Genomic DNA, 15,166 nt, shown 5'->3' on the forward strand with positions numbered 1-15,166 from the left:
CTGAATGTTCGAAACGAGCACCATCACCATCAGCCGTAGTGCGCTGCGAAGGAACCTCGCCTTCCTGCGTCAGCGGCTCAACGGCGCGCGGTTGTGCAGCGTGGTGAAGGGCAATGCGTACGGGCATGGCCTGGACGCCTTCATCCCGCTGGCCATGGAAGAGGGCGTCGACTACTTCGGGGTGTACTCCGCCGATGAAGCGTGGCATGTGGTGGAGCACCTGCGGAAGTGCCCGGACCTCTTCATCATGGGCATGGTGGAGGTCGATGGCCTGGCCTGGGCGGTGGAGCATGGCGTGGAGTTCTGTGTGCACGACCGGCACCGGCTGGAGCAGGCCATCGGCGAGGCGGGCAGGCAGAAGCGCAAGGCGCGCATCCACATCGAGGTGGAGACCGGCATGCACCGCACCGGCTTCGACCGCACCGCGCTGGGACCCGCGCTGGACCTGATGCGCGCGCATGACGAGCACATCGAGCTGGTGGGCCTCTTCACCCATTTCGCCGGGGCGGAGAGCAGCAGCAACGATCAGCGCGTCACCGCCCAGATGGCGCACTTCCAACAGGCGCTCGACCGATCCCATCTGGCCGGCCTGCATCCGACCTATGCCCACCAGGCGTGCAGTGCGGCCGTGATGAACTATCCGCATACGGTGGGGCCGATGGCGCGCGTCGGCATCATGCAGTACGGCTTCTGGCCCAACCAGGAGACGTGGTTCCGCTACAGCGCGGTGAGCGGTGTGTCCACCGATCCGCTCAAGCGCCTCATCGGCTGGAAGAGCCGCGTCATGGCCATCACCAGGGTGGCGGCGGGCGGCTTCATCGGATATGGGACGAGCAGTGAAGCGGCGCACGACATGCGCATCGCCGTGGTGCCGGTGGGCTACGCGCACGGCTTCGACCGCGGGCTCAGCAACCTGGGCCGTGTGCTGGTGCACGGGCAGCAGGCACGGGTCGCCGGCATCGTCAACATGAACGCCATCAGCGTGGACATCACCGACATCCCGGGAGTGGAGAAGGGTGACGAGGTCGTCCTCATCGGTGAGCAGGGCGACCATCGCATCACGGTGGCCAGCTTCAGCGAACTGAGCGAACAGCTCAACTACGAGCTGCTCACGCGCCTGCCGCGCGACATCCCCCGGACGGTCATCCCCTGAACCATGGCCTACCTGAAGCTCTATCGCGACAAGCTGCGGAGGAACCACGCCGTGCTGCAGCGCTGGTTCGACGGCAACGGCATCGCGTGGGGTGTGGTCACCAAGCTGCTCTGCGGCAACCGCACCTACCTGCAGGAGCTGGTGGACCTGGGCATCACCGAGATGCACGACACGCGCATCAGCAACCTGAAGGCGATCAAGGCCATCGCGCCCCAGGTGCAGACCGTCTACATCAAGCCGCCCGCCAAGCGCAGCCTGTCCAGCGTGGTGCGCTATGCGGACGTGAGCTTCAACACGGACCTCTTCACCATCAAGGGGCTGAGCGAGGAGGCGGTGAGGCAGGGCCGCCATCACAAGATCATCATCATGGTGGAGATGGGCGACCTGCGCGAGGGCGTCATGGGCGAGCACCTCACGGACTTCTACGCGCAGGTGTTCCAGCTTCCGGGGATCGAGATCATCGGGCTGGGCACCAACCTCAACTGCCTCAACGGCATCATGCCGAGCGCGGACAAGCTCATCCAGCTCAGCCTCTACAAGCAGCTCATCGAGGCCCGCTTCGACCGGGTGATCCCCTGGGTGAGCGGCGGCACCACCGTCACCGTGCCCCTGCTGCTGAACAAGGAATTACCCAAGGGAGTGAACCACTTCCGCATCGGTGAGGCCCTGTTCTTCGGAGCCGATCTCTTCACCGGTGGCTTGCTGCCCGGCATGGAGTCCGATGTGTTCAAGCTCTTCGCCGAGGTGATCGAGCTCTACGAGAAGCCGGTGGTGCCCATCGGGGTGCAGGCGGAGAATCCGTCGGGTCACAAGCCGGAATTCGACGAGGCGGACCGGGGACGCACGTCGTACCGGGCCATCCTCGACATCGGCCTGCTCGATGTGCAACCGGGCTTCCTCATCCCCGAGGACGAGCATGTGCACATCATCGAGGCCAGCAGCGACATGCTGGTGGTCGATCTGGGCGACAGCCCGCACGACTACCGGGTGGGCGCGGTGATGAGCTTCAGGTTGCGGTACATGGGCGCGCTGGGCGTGATGAACTCCCGCTACATCGACAAGGTGGTGGAGTAGCCCCACCGCGCCGCGGTGGGTGATGGGCGGCCGGCGCCGCGCCTCAGTCGATCAGCGCGAACCGGAACACCATGCTGCGCTGCCGCGCGGCCAGGGTGGCCTGAACGGGGTCGTCGTAGGCACGCTCGCGGCCATCCAGCATCCCCAGCAGCTCCAGCAGACCGGTCTCCTTCGCCTGGGGCTCGTAGGCGGCCAGCAGCTTGCCCAGCTTGCGTCCCGCGAGCGTCGCGATGGCGCGGGCACGCTGTTCCGCCGCGGTGTACATGGCCTGCAGCACGGCGGTCTGCGCATCCTCCGGCTGGTCGAACCGCCAATGCGCGATGTGGCCTTCCAGGCCCGGACGACCGCGCAGGGCCTCCACCATCGGCTTCAACGCCTCGCGGTCCCTGGCGGTCACGCGCAGCACCGGTTGTGGCGGCTGCGCGTACAGGGCGAGGGAGAGGTCGTCGCCGGCATCGGTCGTCCGCACCACGGCATGGCCCATGCCGCGCAGCTCCTTCTCCAGCTTCCCCAGCTCGCGGTCCGCACGCGCCGCCATCTCGCGCTGCACCTTCTCCCAGTCGGCGTTCTCCTCGTAGGGCTGGTCGCCGGGATCGCTCCAGCGGATCTCGTACACCACCTCGCTGAAGCGGAGCGGCACGGTGTCGTGCACGGTGAGCTCGATGGTCTGATCGGTCAGGGTCTGCCCCAGGGCGAGGGCCGGGGCGCACAGCGGAAGCAGGGCAGGGAGGCGCATGATGAAGGGGTTCAGCGGCGGTCCAGGCGGACGATGTTCTCCACGTGGAAGGTGTGCGGGAACATGTCCACCGGTCGCACGAAGGTGACGCGGTAGTGGTCGTTCAGCAGGGCCAGGTCGCGGGCCTGGGTGGCGGGGTTGCAGCTCACGTACACGATGCGGGGCGGGGCCATCTCGCGCAGGCGCATCACCACGTCCTCGTGCATGCCCGCGCGCGGCGGGTCGGTGATCACCACGTCCGGACGGCCGTTCCGCTGCACGAAGGTGGCGTCCAGCAGGTGCCTCAGGTCGCCCGCCTCGAAGTGCACGTTGGTGATGCCGTTCAGCCGGGCGTTGGCCCAGGCGTCCTCCACCGCCTCGGGCACGATCTCCGCGCCCACCACCTGCGCCGCCCGGCCGGCCACGTACAGGCTGATGGTGCCCGCCCCGCTGTACAGGTCGTAGACCCGCTCGGTCCCCGTGAGGCCCGCGAGCTCGCGGGTGAGCGCGTACATGGCCTGCGCCTGGGCCGGGTTGGTCTGGAAGAAGCTCTTGGGCCCGATGCGGTAGCGAAGCGCACGTCCCGTGGCGGCATCGGTGAACACCTCCACCAGATGATCGCGCCCGGCGTGCACCTGGATGTCGAGGTCCCAGAGGGTGTCGTTGCGCTTGGTGTTCACCGTCCACAGCACGCTGGTGAGCTGCGGGAAGGCGTCCAGCAGCGCATCGAGCAGGGCGGTGCGCTGTTCGGGCCGGTCCTCGCCGAAGGCCACAAGCACCATGCACTCGCCCGTGAGGGTGGTCCGCACCATCACCGTGCGCAGGCCGCCCTGGTGCGCGCGGATGTTGTAGAAGCTCATGCCCAGTTCGGCGGCCTTGGCGCGGAGGAAGTTGCGCACGGCGTCGCTCGGGGCGGGTTGCAGATGGCACTCGTCCACCTGCAGCACGCGGTCGAAGCGCTGGGGGATGTGGAAGCCCAGGGCGTTGCGGTCGGCGATGTCGCCCATGGTCCGCAGCTCGGCGTGGGTGAACCAACGGTGCGCGCTGGCGGTGAACTCGAGCTTGTTGCGGTAGCCGCGCGTGGCGGGCGAGGGCAGGGTGGGCTGCACCTCCGGCAGCTCCAGCCCGCCGAGGCGCTCCAGGTTGTCGATCGCCTGCTGGCGCTTGAACTCGAGCTGCTTCGCATAGTCCAGGTCCTGCCACTTGCAGCCGCCGCAGCTGCCGAAGTGCCGGCAGAAGGGTTGCACCCGGTCGGGGCTGGGCTCCACGATGCGGGTGGCCGACGCCTCGGCGAAGCTCTTCTTGCGGGTGTGGATCCGCAGGTCGGCCGTGTCGCCGGGCACCGCGCCGGTGACGAAGACCACCAGTCCATCCAACCGAGCCAGGGCCTTGCCGTTGGCGCCCCAGCCCGTGATGGGTACGGCGGCCACCTCTTCGGCGGTACGGGACGCGCGGCGCGGCATGGGCGGCAAAGATGGAAGGTTGAGCCGCTTATCTTTGACAGGCCATGAAGATCCTCCTTGAAGTACCCACGAGCAAGGCTAAAATGATGATCGAGCTGCTCAGTAGCATCTCTTTCGTCAAGGTCGCTCCGTTGAGCAAGGATAAGTCCCGTCGGGTTGAGGACCTGATCGAGGCGATGGCGGAGGTCGGCGAGATCAAACGCGGTGCACGCAAAGGCAAGCCGTTGAAGCAGTTCCTCGATGAGCTTTGAGGTCATTGCGCTGCGGCCCTTCCAGCGCGACCTGAAACGGCTCTTGAAGAAGTATCCCTCCTTGAAGAAGGACGTCGCAACCTTGGGTGCCATCCTGGAGCGTGACCCCTTCATCGGGAAGTCCCTTGGGAAGGACTGCTACAAGGTCCGACTTTCGATCACGTCGAAAGGCCGCGGAAAGAGCGGTGGAGGCAGGGTGATCACGCATGTTCATGTGGCGGGCGACACGGTGCATCTGCTGGCGCTGTACGACAAGGCGGAGCGCGATACGCTTTCGGACAAGGAGTTGGAACAATTGCTGAGCTGGATACCGGAATAGGGAATGTCGCATGACTTGGAGGTTCGCCGAACGCACGGCCCCGAACCCCTAGTTTTGCCGCTTCCGCGCAGAACGCCCGTCCTTCCAGCCATGTCGATCCACTCCAGCATCCGCACCCGCACGCAGCAGGCCATCGAGCTCGAGGAGCACTACGGGGCCCACAACTACCACCCCTTCCGGTGGTGCTCGACAGCGGCAAGGGCGTGTTCGTGTGGGACGTGGAAGGCAAGCGCTACTACGACTTCCTCAGCGCCTACAGCGCCGTGAACCAGGGCCACTGCCACCCGCGCCTCGTGAAGGTGATGCAGGAGCAGGCCACGCGCATGACGCTCACCAGCCGCGCCTTCTACAACAGCGTGCTCGGCGAGTACGCCCGCACCGTGTGCACCCTCTTCGGCTACGACCGCATGCTGCCCATGAACACCGGCGCCGAGGCCGTGGAGACCGCCATCAAGATGGCGCGCAAGTGGGGCTACGAGAAGAAGGGCATCCCGGCGGGGCAGGCGAAGATCATCGTGTGCGAGGGCAACTTCCACGGCCGCACCATCACCATCGTCAGCATGAGCACAGACCCCGACAGCCAGGGCGGCTTCGGGCCGTTCACGCCCGGCTTCGAGGTGATCCCCTACGACGACATCCCCGCGCTGGAGCGGGCGCTGGAGGACCCGCACGTCTGCGCCTTCCTCGTGGAGCCCATCCAGGGCGAGAAGGGCGTGTACGTGCCGGCCGACGACTACATCCCCCGCGCCATCGCCGCCTGCAAGGCCCGCAACGTGCTCTTCATCGCGGACGAGATCCAGACCGGCATTGCGCGCACCGGCCGGCTGCTCGCCTCCTGCCACCACAGCGGCTGCCACTGCACCAAGGGCCTCTGCGAAGCACGCGAAGGGGTGCAGCGCCCCGATGTGGTGATCCTCGCCAAGGCCCTCAGCGGCGGCATGTACCCGGTGAGCGCCGTGCTGTCCAGCGATGCGGTGATGAACGTCTTCACCCCCGGCACCCACGGCAGCACCTACGGCGGCAACCCCATGGGCGCGCGCCTGGCCATCGAGGCGCTGGGCATCGTGCAGGACGAGGACCTCTGCGGCAACGCCGACCGGCTCGGTGAGCTCTTCCGTGCCGAGATGCGGAAGCTGGTGGACGAATACCCCTTCGTGAAGCTGGTGCGCGGCCGCGGGCTGCTGAATGCGCTCGTGATCGAAGCCCGCACGGCGCCGGATGGCTCCCCGAGGACCGCCTGGGAGCTCTGCCTGCTGCTGCGCGACAACGGCCTGCTGGCCAAGCCCACCCACGGCGACATCATCCGCTTCGCCCCGCCGCTGGTGATCACCGCCGAGCAGCTGATGGAGTGCGTGAACATCATCCGCACCAGCGTGCGGCAGTTCGCGTAGGTGGACGAAGCGAGCGGGTGGGCGCTACCTTTATGGTCACATCACACGCCATGAACACGACCGCCCTACGTGACCGCCTTCATGCCTTGGTGGACTCGATCCGGAACGAGGCCTTGCTCTCGCGTGTGCACGAACTGCTCGCCAGCGCGGTCGGTGACAGCGGCGTGTGGAGCGCCTTGACGGTGGAGCAGCAGGAGCGCGTTCTCCGGGCGCACGAGGCCTCGAAGGATCCCGCGAACCTGCGTGCGTCGGAAGAGGTGCTCCGGCGGCATCGACCATGAGCCTCCGGCCGGCTCGTGAGCGGCGCGTGCTGCCTACCCGCGGTGGTCATTCGCAGTTGGACGCTGGCGCGCCGCCTTGGGCGCGATGGCGTTCAAGGGGAGGAAAGAAAAGGGGAAGAAATTCACACGATTTTTTTTTCTTTCGGGCCTGCTCTTGCCGCAGGCCGCTTTTCATCTTGTTCCTGGACGAAGTGTTCAATCCTTCAACGGGGTTGGCAACGGGACGAGGGCGGCTTGCGGCAAGTGCATGTTAACATACGACTCGCTTTATAGGTTCCTTCACGCGCCATCTACATAACTTGGAATACGTAACAATCACCACCGAACAGAAACCCATATTTCCCAGCACTCAATTCTTTCGATGGAACTATTTCGTAGAAGTCATTTTCTATTCGTCTAAAATTTATTTTAATCTTACGTTGAAGTAGGTCTTCAGTCTTTCTACCTTGGTATTTGACGCCTAAACCATCTTTAACTGGTTCAAGGATATATAACTCTAATCCTTGAATCATCCATTGGTTGTTGACTTGCATGACAATTCGAAAATCAGACTTCCTGTCAACTATAACGGACAAAGTTGTATCTGGCGCGAGGGTCTTCCATCTAGTAGACCAATTTGATCCATACTTTACTTTTAACAAATGGTGTTCGAGACCAAATGGTTTCTGATCTCCGTTTGTAACGAATGGTATATCCATGAATTCTGGCCTTATCAGACTGTCTTGTGCATGACAGAATGTGTTGGATAGAAGTAATGCCAGAAGTGCAAGTTGATTTAAGGCTTTCATGGTTGTATGTTAACGGTCAAGTATAAGCGTAGTGCGGGATTGAAAGCACTTCGCTTTCGGTTTAACCATATGTTTATTTATATTCAATTAGTTTAAATATAGCACTTAGCCCGCATTATGCTTATACAATGTTATGGGCAGGTTTTGTATTCGGGATTGATGATATATTTTCCCCTACTTTGTCTTATAAAATATGGAGTTCCGTAAACTTTCTTTTGTTTGTTTTTCGGGTCAATAGAATGTTTTGCTAGGAAAGACTTACTGGTTTTTAAACAATCTATTACATCGTTAACTGTGAAAGGTTCTTTTAACCCATTACAAACTTTTCTTAGAATGCATTCAAATATTTTACTTCTCATATTCTATGGTATTTAGTTGACTAACTCAAAATAAATTTCTACTGGAACATTTTGCCATTCATCTCTATCCAAATCGTGAATTTTTAAAGTAATAGCGGGATACATATTTATATTTTCCCATTTATCGATAAACTCTTTGTTAGTTAAGATTTGAGCAATACTCATTTCTTTAAAATTAATGGGTTCATCTTTTCTGTAATTGAACCAATAACCGGGTTTTTCAAATGTTAAATCAAAAGTAAACTTAACTTCCTTTAATAAAGAATTGATAACCTTTAGTCTTTCGTCTTCAGAAAGGTATGAGGAATTGTCAACTCTAGACCCTAAAAAATATAGCTCTCCAGAATATAAGTTGTTTCCCCAATAGTTATCGCCAAGAGTAGAGTTTTTAAATACTTCATAAACCAATGGGTTTAATCCCTGGTCTGACCCTGATGCATTTGAATATGCTGATTCTGGTGTTGTTTCATATAGCCTATTTAATGATACTATATCAATATTTCTATTTGAGACATTTTTAATTGTCAGTGTGAACAATGGTGTCAGATTGGATTTATTAATTAATTGAGCTTTTGAAATAAGTACCTTGTATTTGTTATTTCCAAGAGCAATAAAATTAGTGTCATTGCTGCTCAGCTCAAGGAGGTCTTGAGATTTTGAAATCGACTTTACTTCATTTTCAGAAAACTTTTTGTTAGTAAAAAGTTCTTTAAGTTTTATGTATTGTTCCATTTCAAGACCTATACTGCCTTGGAATGACCAATTTGCACTACTCGCCATTATGTAAGTTAACTCGTAATCAACACTATCAAGTACAAACCATATATTTCCTAAACCTGAACCATCAGTAATTGCTCCATCATTCATCGAAACTTTAAGGCCCTTTATGCTACCATAAAGATATGTGTCTTCGAAATCTCGAGTGTTATTTAGTCCGAAACCATCTTTCTTAGCAGATTTTCGCTTGAATTCGGTTATTGTATAAGTTTCATCAACTTTATCGGCCTTACCTTGATAATAATTGTTTATTTGATATCGAAGTTTGGCTATGTTATCCCCTTGAGAATTGCTTGTTAAGACCATATAACAAGGTCCGTCTAATGAACCTACAAAAGCAGTTCCTTCGAATTGATTCAAATTTTGAGTTAGGCTCAATAGGTCATTAAACAACTTGGACTCCTTAGGAAGTTCCTGCTCTGTTACTTGCTCATCAATCACATCTGATTCATTGTTTTCTATTTCGCTATTGGAGTTTTTATTTCCATTCGAGCAGCCGACTATAGAAGCAGAAAAAATAATATTGCTAAAATTCTCATCTGATTTTTCATTTTCTATTGATTTTGGTTTTTGTCAACTTGCCCATGGCCCCAACGTTGGGTATACGAAGATCTTCGCATATCGCCGGAAGTAGCGGCTGGGTAGATCTTCGTGCTAATGGACAATTGGGGGTGGTTTTGCGAACGTTTTGACGGCGATCTTGTCAAGGCGCATCCAAGTTATCCATGGGGTTCACGATGCCCTGCAGGTATCGTGTGCTCACATGCGTGTAGATCTCCGTGGTCTTGCTGCTGGCGTGTCCCAACAGGGCCTGAATATAGCGCAGGTCAGTGCCTTGTTCCAACAAGTGGGTGGCGAAGCTGTGGCGCAAGGTGTGCATCGTGGCTGGCTTTCGGATCCCGGCCTTCTCCATAGCGGTCTGAAGGACCTTCTGAGCGCTTCGGGCGCTGTAGGACCCGCCTCCCTGCCCTTCGAAGAGGAGTTCCCGGGGCTGGGTGTGTTCCACATAGCGCTTCAGGAGTTCGGCGGTGCTGCGCCCGAGCAGGGTCGTTCGGTCTTTGTTGCCCTTGGCTCCACGGATCCTGATCAGCCCCCGGTCAAAGAGCAGGTCCTCCGGCCTCAAGGCAACTAACTCGCTGACGCGAAGCCCGCCTGAATACGCGAGCGCGAGCATGGATCGATGCTTCAGGTTGGTCGGTGCCTTCAATACAGCGGCCACTTCGCTCTTGCTCAGGACCAGCGGAAGCTTGGTCTCCTTCCTTGGCCGCTCGATGAAGGTGACGCGCCGCTCATCGCCCAGCACGTTCATGTAGTAGTAGCGGATGGCGTTCACCGCCTGATTCAGGGTGCTGTTGCTCACCTTGCGGACCGAGGCGAGGTGGTGTTGAAAGGCCTCGATGTCCTCCGTGCGGATGTCGTTCGGATGCTTGTTCGGGAAGTGCTGAAAGAGCTGCTTCGTGGCACCGAGGTACACCGGGATGCTGCGCGGACTGTAGCGGCCGATCTCCAGCTTGCGGCGCATGGCGGCCAAGGCCTCCTCCTGCGCCTTGGACAGGGTGGAAGCGGTGGGCTTTTGTTGTGCTGTGGCCGTTGAGGTCGCTGGGCGCTTGGACCCGCTGGCCGCTCCGGCAGTGCGTGGTGGCTTGGGGATGGGCGGAGCGGGTGCGCTCGTCCCGGCCTTCTTCCGCAAGCCGTTCATGTCCACCCAGGCCTTGCCTTTGAACGCCGCGAAGATCTCCTGAAGGTGCTCGGGGGCGTTGGGTGTATACCAGCACCGATGGGTCTTGCTCCACCGGGCTCCGGCGTGCTTGGCGGCCGCGATCAACGCGGCATCAAAGGGGAAGTGCAGGGCGATGCACCGCTGGGCATGGTGCACCAGGTGCTCCAGCCGGACCGCACGATCGATGGCCTTTTCGTCCATGGCGGAAAGGCAAGATAACAGCGTCCGGCCCACCTCTGGCGCGAGCGTCCACGCTCGTGCCATGAACGCCTGACGAGGGGCCGACGCACGAGCGTGCGCGCTCGCGCGCGTGTGTGCGTTCACCCGCGTTACGAACGCGGGCGAAGGAGAGACCGTCAGCGCCTGATGCTGAATATGGAATAGGTCTTGAACCGGGGCGTAACCCTACCGCTTGCTGCGGTCCACCTCCTTCACCAGCTTGCCCTGCTCGTAGTGCAGCTCGCGGTAGATCTGGCCATCGGGGCTGTAGTCGTAGTGCACGCCATGCTCCAGGCCGTTCTCCCAGCTCTCCAGATACTTCTTGGTGCCGCTCTCATAGAAGTAGGTCCACTGCCCGTGCTCCACGCCGTTCAGGAAGTGGCCGGTGTATTCCAGCTGGCCGTTGGGGTAGTACACCTTCTCCATCACCTTCTCGGCCTCCTCGCCCTTGCCTTTCATGTAGATGACCACCTCGGGCTTGCCGTTGGGGTGGGTGGAGGCCACGAACTTGTGGGTGCCGCAGGCGGAGAGCACCGCACAGGCGACCAGGGGGAGGAGTGCCCGCTTCATGCACCGGCGAAAATAGGCCACGGCGGCCACCCGGCGGTGGGCCGTCAGAACCAGGCGATGAGCTTGACGTTGAGGCGACGCGGCGTCAGGTTGTCCGGGATGGCGTAGAAGCGGCCGCTCACATCCTGCACCCAGGTGTAGTCGATGGTGTTGTTGATGTTGAGCAGGTTGAAGACCTCCACGCTCACCCACATGTCGTTGATGTGGCGCAGGAAGCCCTTCTTCTCCTGCCCGCGCGCGCCGAGCAGCTGCTTGCTGAAGCCGATGTCCACCCGGCGGTAGAGGCCCGTGCGCAGGGTGTCGCTGTAGCGGTCGTCGTTGGGCGGACCGAAGGGCAGGCGGGTGCCGAAGACCAGGTTGAGGTGCACCTTGAAGGTGGGCCAGCGGGGCATCTCGTCCTGGAAGTAGAGGGCGAAGTTGACGCGCTGGTCGGTGGGCTTGGGGATGTAGCCCGGTTCGATGCGCGTGGAGTCCACCGCCACCTGGTCGAAGGTGTAGCCCGGGCGGATGGTGTCGCCGGCGGCGTTGAAGCGCAGGTAGTAGAAGTCGTCCAGCAGGTCCTCCTGCACGGTCATCACGCTCACGCCGGCCCACGACTCGATGCCGGGGATGAGCTCGCCGTTGAGCTTCAGGTCCAGGCCCATGGCGTAGGCCTTGGCGTTGTTGCGGCCGTAGTAGCGGATGCGCACGTTGTCCACCTCGTAGGGGATCACGTTGTCCATGAGCTTGTAATAGGCCTCGGTGGTGAGCTTGAAGGGGCGCTGGAAGATGCGCAGCTCGCGTTCCCAGCCCAGCAGGAAGTGGATGCTGCGCTGGGCGCGGATGTCGGGGTTGAGCTGGCCGTCGAAGCCTCGCAGCTCGCGGTAGAAGGGGGGCTGGTAGTAGAGGCCGGTGGCGAACCAGAAGCGGTGGCGGCGGTCCACGGTGTCGCCCTTGTGGGTCACGCGCGTCCATCCGGGGGCGTAGGTGGCGCGCAGGCGGGGGCTCACGACGGTCTCCTGGTTGTAGCTCCACCAGTTGGCGCGCAGGCCGGCGTTGAGGCCCCAGCTGCGACCGGGGAGGGTCTCCCAGGTCCACGCGTTCTGCACGTAGGCGCTGGCGCGGTAGCTCTCCAGCTCGGCGCGGCTCTTCAGCACGTAGCTCAGCTCCAGGTCCTCGCCGTTGCTCTGGGGGATGCTGTAGTCGGCCGAGTCCACCATGGTCCACTCGCTGAGGCGGTCGCTGATGGTCTCGCGGCGGCCGTCGATGCCCCATTGCAGGTAGCTCTTGCGCAGCTGCTTGTAGCCGCGGTGGGCCACGGTGATCACCTGGGTGCTGAGGTCGTTGCGGGCATGGTCGAGGTAGCCGCCCACGCCCAGGTTGCGCACCACCTCGCCGAACTGGTCGCTGCCGAGGTCGCGGTCCAGCTCATCCAGGAAGTACTGGCCCAGCACGTCGAAGGTCTCGGTCTCACGGGTGTCGAAGGCGCTGACGGTGAACTTCAGCAGGGCGTCCTTGCCGGCCTTCCAGTTGAGGTTGAGGGCGCCGGACCAGGTGTCGAACTCGGTGCGCTCGCGGCCCTCGAAGAAGACGGTGAAGCGCAGGGCCTGGTTGAAGTTGCCGAACTCGGTCTGCCGGCTCTGGGGGATGAGGCGGTACTGGTTGCTGGAGTAGAGGCCGAGGAAGCCGAGCTCCACCTTGTCGCTGAGGTCGTAGGTCCAGTAGGATTGCAGGTCGAGGTAGCGGGGGTCGTACTCGCCGCGGGTGTCGAGGCTGCGCAGCAGGTAGGCGTTGGTGCGATAGCGGAAGCCGGTGATCTGGCGGAGGCGCTTCTTCAGCATGGCGCTCTCCAGGTGGATGGCGCCGCCCTGCAGGCTGGCCATGGCCGAGCCGGCGAAGCCCTTGGGGCGCTTGTAGGTGATGTCGAGCACGCTGCTGAGCTTGTCGCCGTAGCGGGCCTCGAAGCCGCCGGCGCTGAAGTGGATGCGCTCGATGAGGTCGGGGTTGGGGAAGCTCAGGCCCTCCTGCTGGCCCGCGCGCACCAGGAAGGGGCGGTACACCTCGATGCCGTTCACGTACACGAGGTTCTCGTCGAAGTTGCCGCCGCGCACGCTGTAGCCCGAGCTGAGCTCGTTGCGCATCACCACGCCCAGTTGACCGCTCAGCAGGGCCTCCACGCCACCCATGGGGCTGGGCATGAAGCGGGTGAGCTTCGCGTCGAGCACGGTGATGCCGGCGTCGCGCTCGCTGTCGCCGCTGCGCACGTCCACCTGGCCCAGGGTGTTCACCGGCAGTTCCACGTCCAGCCGCTGGCGCTCGCCGGCGCGCACGGTGATGCGGCGGTCCTGGGTGCTGCCCGCGAAGCTGAAGCGCAGCAGCAGCTCCACCCCGGCGGGCACCTTCAGCTCGTAGCGGCCGTCGTCGGTGGTGGTGGTGCCGCGGGCCATGCCCTCCACGAACACGTTGACGAAGGGGGCCACGCGGCCGTCCGGCGTGCGCACGGTGCCGAAGAGGGTGCCGTCCTCCTGCGCGAGGGCGGGGAACAGGGCAAGCAGGAAAAGCGCGAGCAGGCCGGTGCGCAGCATGGGCGGCAAAGTAACGGTGCCGGTCCCAGCTTGGTATGCGGGTCAGCGGGCCTGGAGCGCGGCGCGCACGGCGGCCCGCAGGTCCGCTGCGGAGCGGTAGCCGCTGCTCACCGGCCGGGTGCTGCCCTTGTGCACGAGGAACACGGCCGGAAAGCCCTGCACACCGAGGTCGGCCGAGCGGCGCATGTCGGCCTCGAAGGCGAGCTTGGCGGCGGGGTCGGCCATGGCGCGGGCCAGCGCGCTGCCCTCCACGCCGTGGCGCGCGGCGAGGGTGGGATAGAGGGCCTTGTCGTTGAGGTCAAGGCCATCGCGGAAGCAGGCGTGCTGCACCTCGTGTGCGAACGCGACGGTGCGCTCCGGGGCCAGGGTGCGGAAGGCGGCGATGGCCAGGCTGGGCGGCACGCTGCTGCTCCACCGTGTGCCGAGGCGCAGCTGCTCCTTGTACGGCTCGCCGATGCGCACACCGGTGTAGGACTCCAGACGGGGATGGCGCCCAGGATGTAGCCGGCCATGTCGCCCATGGGGCCCTCGCGGTCGCCGGTGACCATGCCACCCAGCACCAGCTGCACGTCGATGCTGTCGGCCATCTGCGCCAGCACCGTGTCCAGCTCGTGGCCGAAGGCGTAGCACCAGCCGCACAAGGGGTCCATCACGTAGAGCAGCACGGGGCGTCCGTCGGGCATCGCGGTGGTGTCGGGTACCTCGTGCGGCCGGGCGGTGCACGGGAGACCGCACAGCAGGAGGGTGGTGGCGGCGAGGGTCGAGAGCGGGCTCATCCGGTGGCCAGGGCGGCGCGCACGTTCTCGAGGAGCTGATCGGGGCCGCCGTAGTGCTCCAGGAGCCGGATGCCCTTGGCGGCGCACAGGTCGCGCAGGGCCTGTCGAGGACCCTCCTCCACGCCGCCGCCGACGATCAGCAGGGCGGTGGGTCCCCCGTCCAAGCGCGCGCGCAATTGGTCGTCCTCCAAGAATCCCTCCGCCGCGTGACCGGCGCTGCGCAACTGGTGGTGCACCAGCGCCATGATGCTGGGGTTGCGGCCGAAGTAGACGATCGGGTCGCTCATGGCGTCGAAAGATAATGCGCGGTGGATAGCGGGTCATCGGCATGCCCCCCGACCGAAGCGGTTCCTGCGCCTATGGACCTGGCCCGGCCTGCACGGAACGGAGCGGAACCGGCCGAACGGCAGCGCATGTGAACGGGCGAAGGCCCCTTGCACGCTGGATCTTCCTGATGTTCACGCGCGCTTCCGGACCAGCTCGTCCGCCGTGATGCCGTCCTCCAGCCATGGCCCGATGCCGGGCCTGTCATCGATCGAGATGTCCTTGAAGGTGAGCATTTCCCTCAGGCGACCGCTGTCACCGGGCCGGAAGCCGGTCTCCCGGGCGAAGTCCTTCGGATTGTGGAAGGTGCCGAAGAGCATGTCCATCAGCGGCAGGTCGGTATAGTTGCCACTGTGCACCCCGCGTTCATGGTGGCGGCTGTGGCTCTCGGGGCGTTGCACGAGGTAGCCCAGCCAGTGCGG

Annotated in this window: 15 protein-coding genes and 1 pseudogene; 6 read left to right on the plus strand and 10 right to left on the minus strand. The window is 61.7% G+C overall.

All coding sequences use genetic code 11. The features are described 5' to 3' along the window. The first annotated feature begins 4 nt into the window (after positions 1–4). Together alr and IPM49_18265 are read left to right on the plus strand one after the other, a co-directional pair. Entirely contained in the window at positions 5–1,153 is a 1,149-nt protein-coding gene (gene alr / locus IPM49_18260) for an alanine racemase (GenBank protein ID MBK9276463.1), read from the plus strand. A 3-nt stretch (positions 1,154–1,156) separates the two neighbouring features. Further along, entirely contained in the window at positions 1,157–2,227 is a 1,071-nt protein-coding gene (locus tag IPM49_18265) for an alanine/ornithine racemase family PLP-dependent enzyme (protein ID MBK9276464.1), read from the plus strand. Between the two features lie 43 nt (positions 2,228–2,270). On the opposite strand, the gene IPM49_18270 is transcribed toward IPM49_18265, so the two are convergent. Together IPM49_18270 and rlmD are read right to left on the minus strand one after the other, a co-directional pair. Further along, positions 2,271–2,963, minus strand: coding sequence for a hypothetical protein (locus tag IPM49_18270; protein MBK9276465.1), 693 nt, complete (start codon positions 2,961–2,963; stop codon positions 2,271–2,273). Positions 2,964–2,974: 11 nt separating this feature from the next. Then, complete coding sequence (rlmD, locus tag IPM49_18275; GenBank protein ID MBK9276466.1) at positions 2,975–4,405, minus strand: 23S rRNA (uracil(1939)-C(5))-methyltransferase RlmD; 1,431 nt, start codon at positions 4,403–4,405, stop codon at positions 2,975–2,977. Between the two features lie 44 nt (positions 4,406–4,449). Here rlmD and IPM49_18280 point away from each other — a divergent pair, with 44 nt between their 5' ends. From IPM49_18280 to IPM49_18295, 4 genes and pseudogenes are all read left to right on the plus strand, one after another. Next, positions 4,450–4,656, plus strand: coding sequence for a hypothetical protein (locus tag IPM49_18280; GenBank protein MBK9276467.1), 207 nt, complete (start codon positions 4,450–4,452; stop codon positions 4,654–4,656). Beyond that, positions 4,646–4,975 (plus strand): hypothetical protein, encoded by a 330-nt coding sequence (locus tag IPM49_18285; GenBank protein MBK9276468.1) that lies wholly within the window; start codon positions 4,646–4,648, stop codon positions 4,973–4,975. The genes IPM49_18280 and IPM49_18285 overlap by 11 nt, the downstream gene beginning before the upstream one ends. 90 nt (positions 4,976–5,065) lie before the next feature. Next, positions 5,066–6,366: pseudogene (rocD, locus tag IPM49_18290) on the plus strand (ornithine--oxo-acid transaminase). 50 nt (positions 6,367–6,416) lie between these two features. Continuing rightward, positions 6,417–6,647 carry a hypothetical protein gene (locus IPM49_18295; GenBank protein ID MBK9276469.1) on the plus strand — a complete coding sequence of 77 codons (231 nt, stop codon included), beginning with the start codon at positions 6,417–6,419 and terminating at the stop codon, positions 6,645–6,647. Between the two features lie 290 nt (positions 6,648–6,937). Here the strand turns inward: IPM49_18295 and IPM49_18300 are convergent, their stop codons facing one another. The 8 genes from IPM49_18300 to IPM49_18335 form a co-directional block, all read right to left on the minus strand. Beyond that, on the minus strand, positions 6,938–7,435 hold the full coding sequence (locus tag IPM49_18300) for a hypothetical protein (protein ID MBK9276470.1): 498 nt from the start codon (positions 7,433–7,435) through the stop codon (positions 6,938–6,940). A 371-nt stretch (positions 7,436–7,806) separates the two neighbouring features. Then, complete coding sequence (locus IPM49_18305) at positions 7,807–9,012, minus strand: hypothetical protein (GenBank protein MBK9276471.1); 1,206 nt, start codon at positions 9,010–9,012, stop codon at positions 7,807–7,809. A 262-nt stretch (positions 9,013–9,274) separates the two neighbouring features. Further along, positions 9,275–10,492 (minus strand): site-specific integrase, encoded by a 1,218-nt coding sequence (locus IPM49_18310; protein ID MBK9276472.1) that lies wholly within the window; start codon positions 10,490–10,492, stop codon positions 9,275–9,277. 204 nt (positions 10,493–10,696) lie between these two features. After that, positions 10,697–11,080: a hypothetical protein gene (locus IPM49_18315; protein ID MBK9276473.1), complete on the minus strand. Its 384-nt coding sequence runs from the start codon at positions 11,078–11,080 to the stop codon at positions 10,697–10,699. Between the two features lie 44 nt (positions 11,081–11,124). Next, complete coding sequence (locus IPM49_18320) at positions 11,125–13,644, minus strand: TonB-dependent receptor (GenBank protein MBK9276474.1); 2,520 nt, start codon at positions 13,642–13,644, stop codon at positions 11,125–11,127. 42 nt (positions 13,645–13,686) lie between these two features. Next, positions 13,687–14,106, minus strand: coding sequence for a DsbA family protein (locus IPM49_18325; GenBank protein MBK9276475.1), 420 nt, complete (start codon positions 14,104–14,106; stop codon positions 13,687–13,689). Positions 14,107–14,416: 310 nt separating this feature from the next. Continuing rightward, the gene (locus IPM49_18330) at positions 14,417–14,707 is read right to left on the minus strand and encodes a hypothetical protein (protein MBK9276476.1); all 291 of its coding nucleotides are present in this window, start codon (positions 14,705–14,707) and stop codon (positions 14,417–14,419) included. Positions 14,708–14,878: 171 nt separating this feature from the next. After that, on the minus strand, positions 14,879–15,166 hold a 288-nt coding region (locus tag IPM49_18335), incomplete at its 5' end, for a hypothetical protein (protein MBK9276477.1).

It is taken from the genome of Flavobacteriales bacterium, from assembly GCA_016715895.1.
Lineage (GTDB): Bacteria > Bacteroidota > Bacteroidia > Flavobacteriales_F > PHOS-HE28 > PHOS-HE28.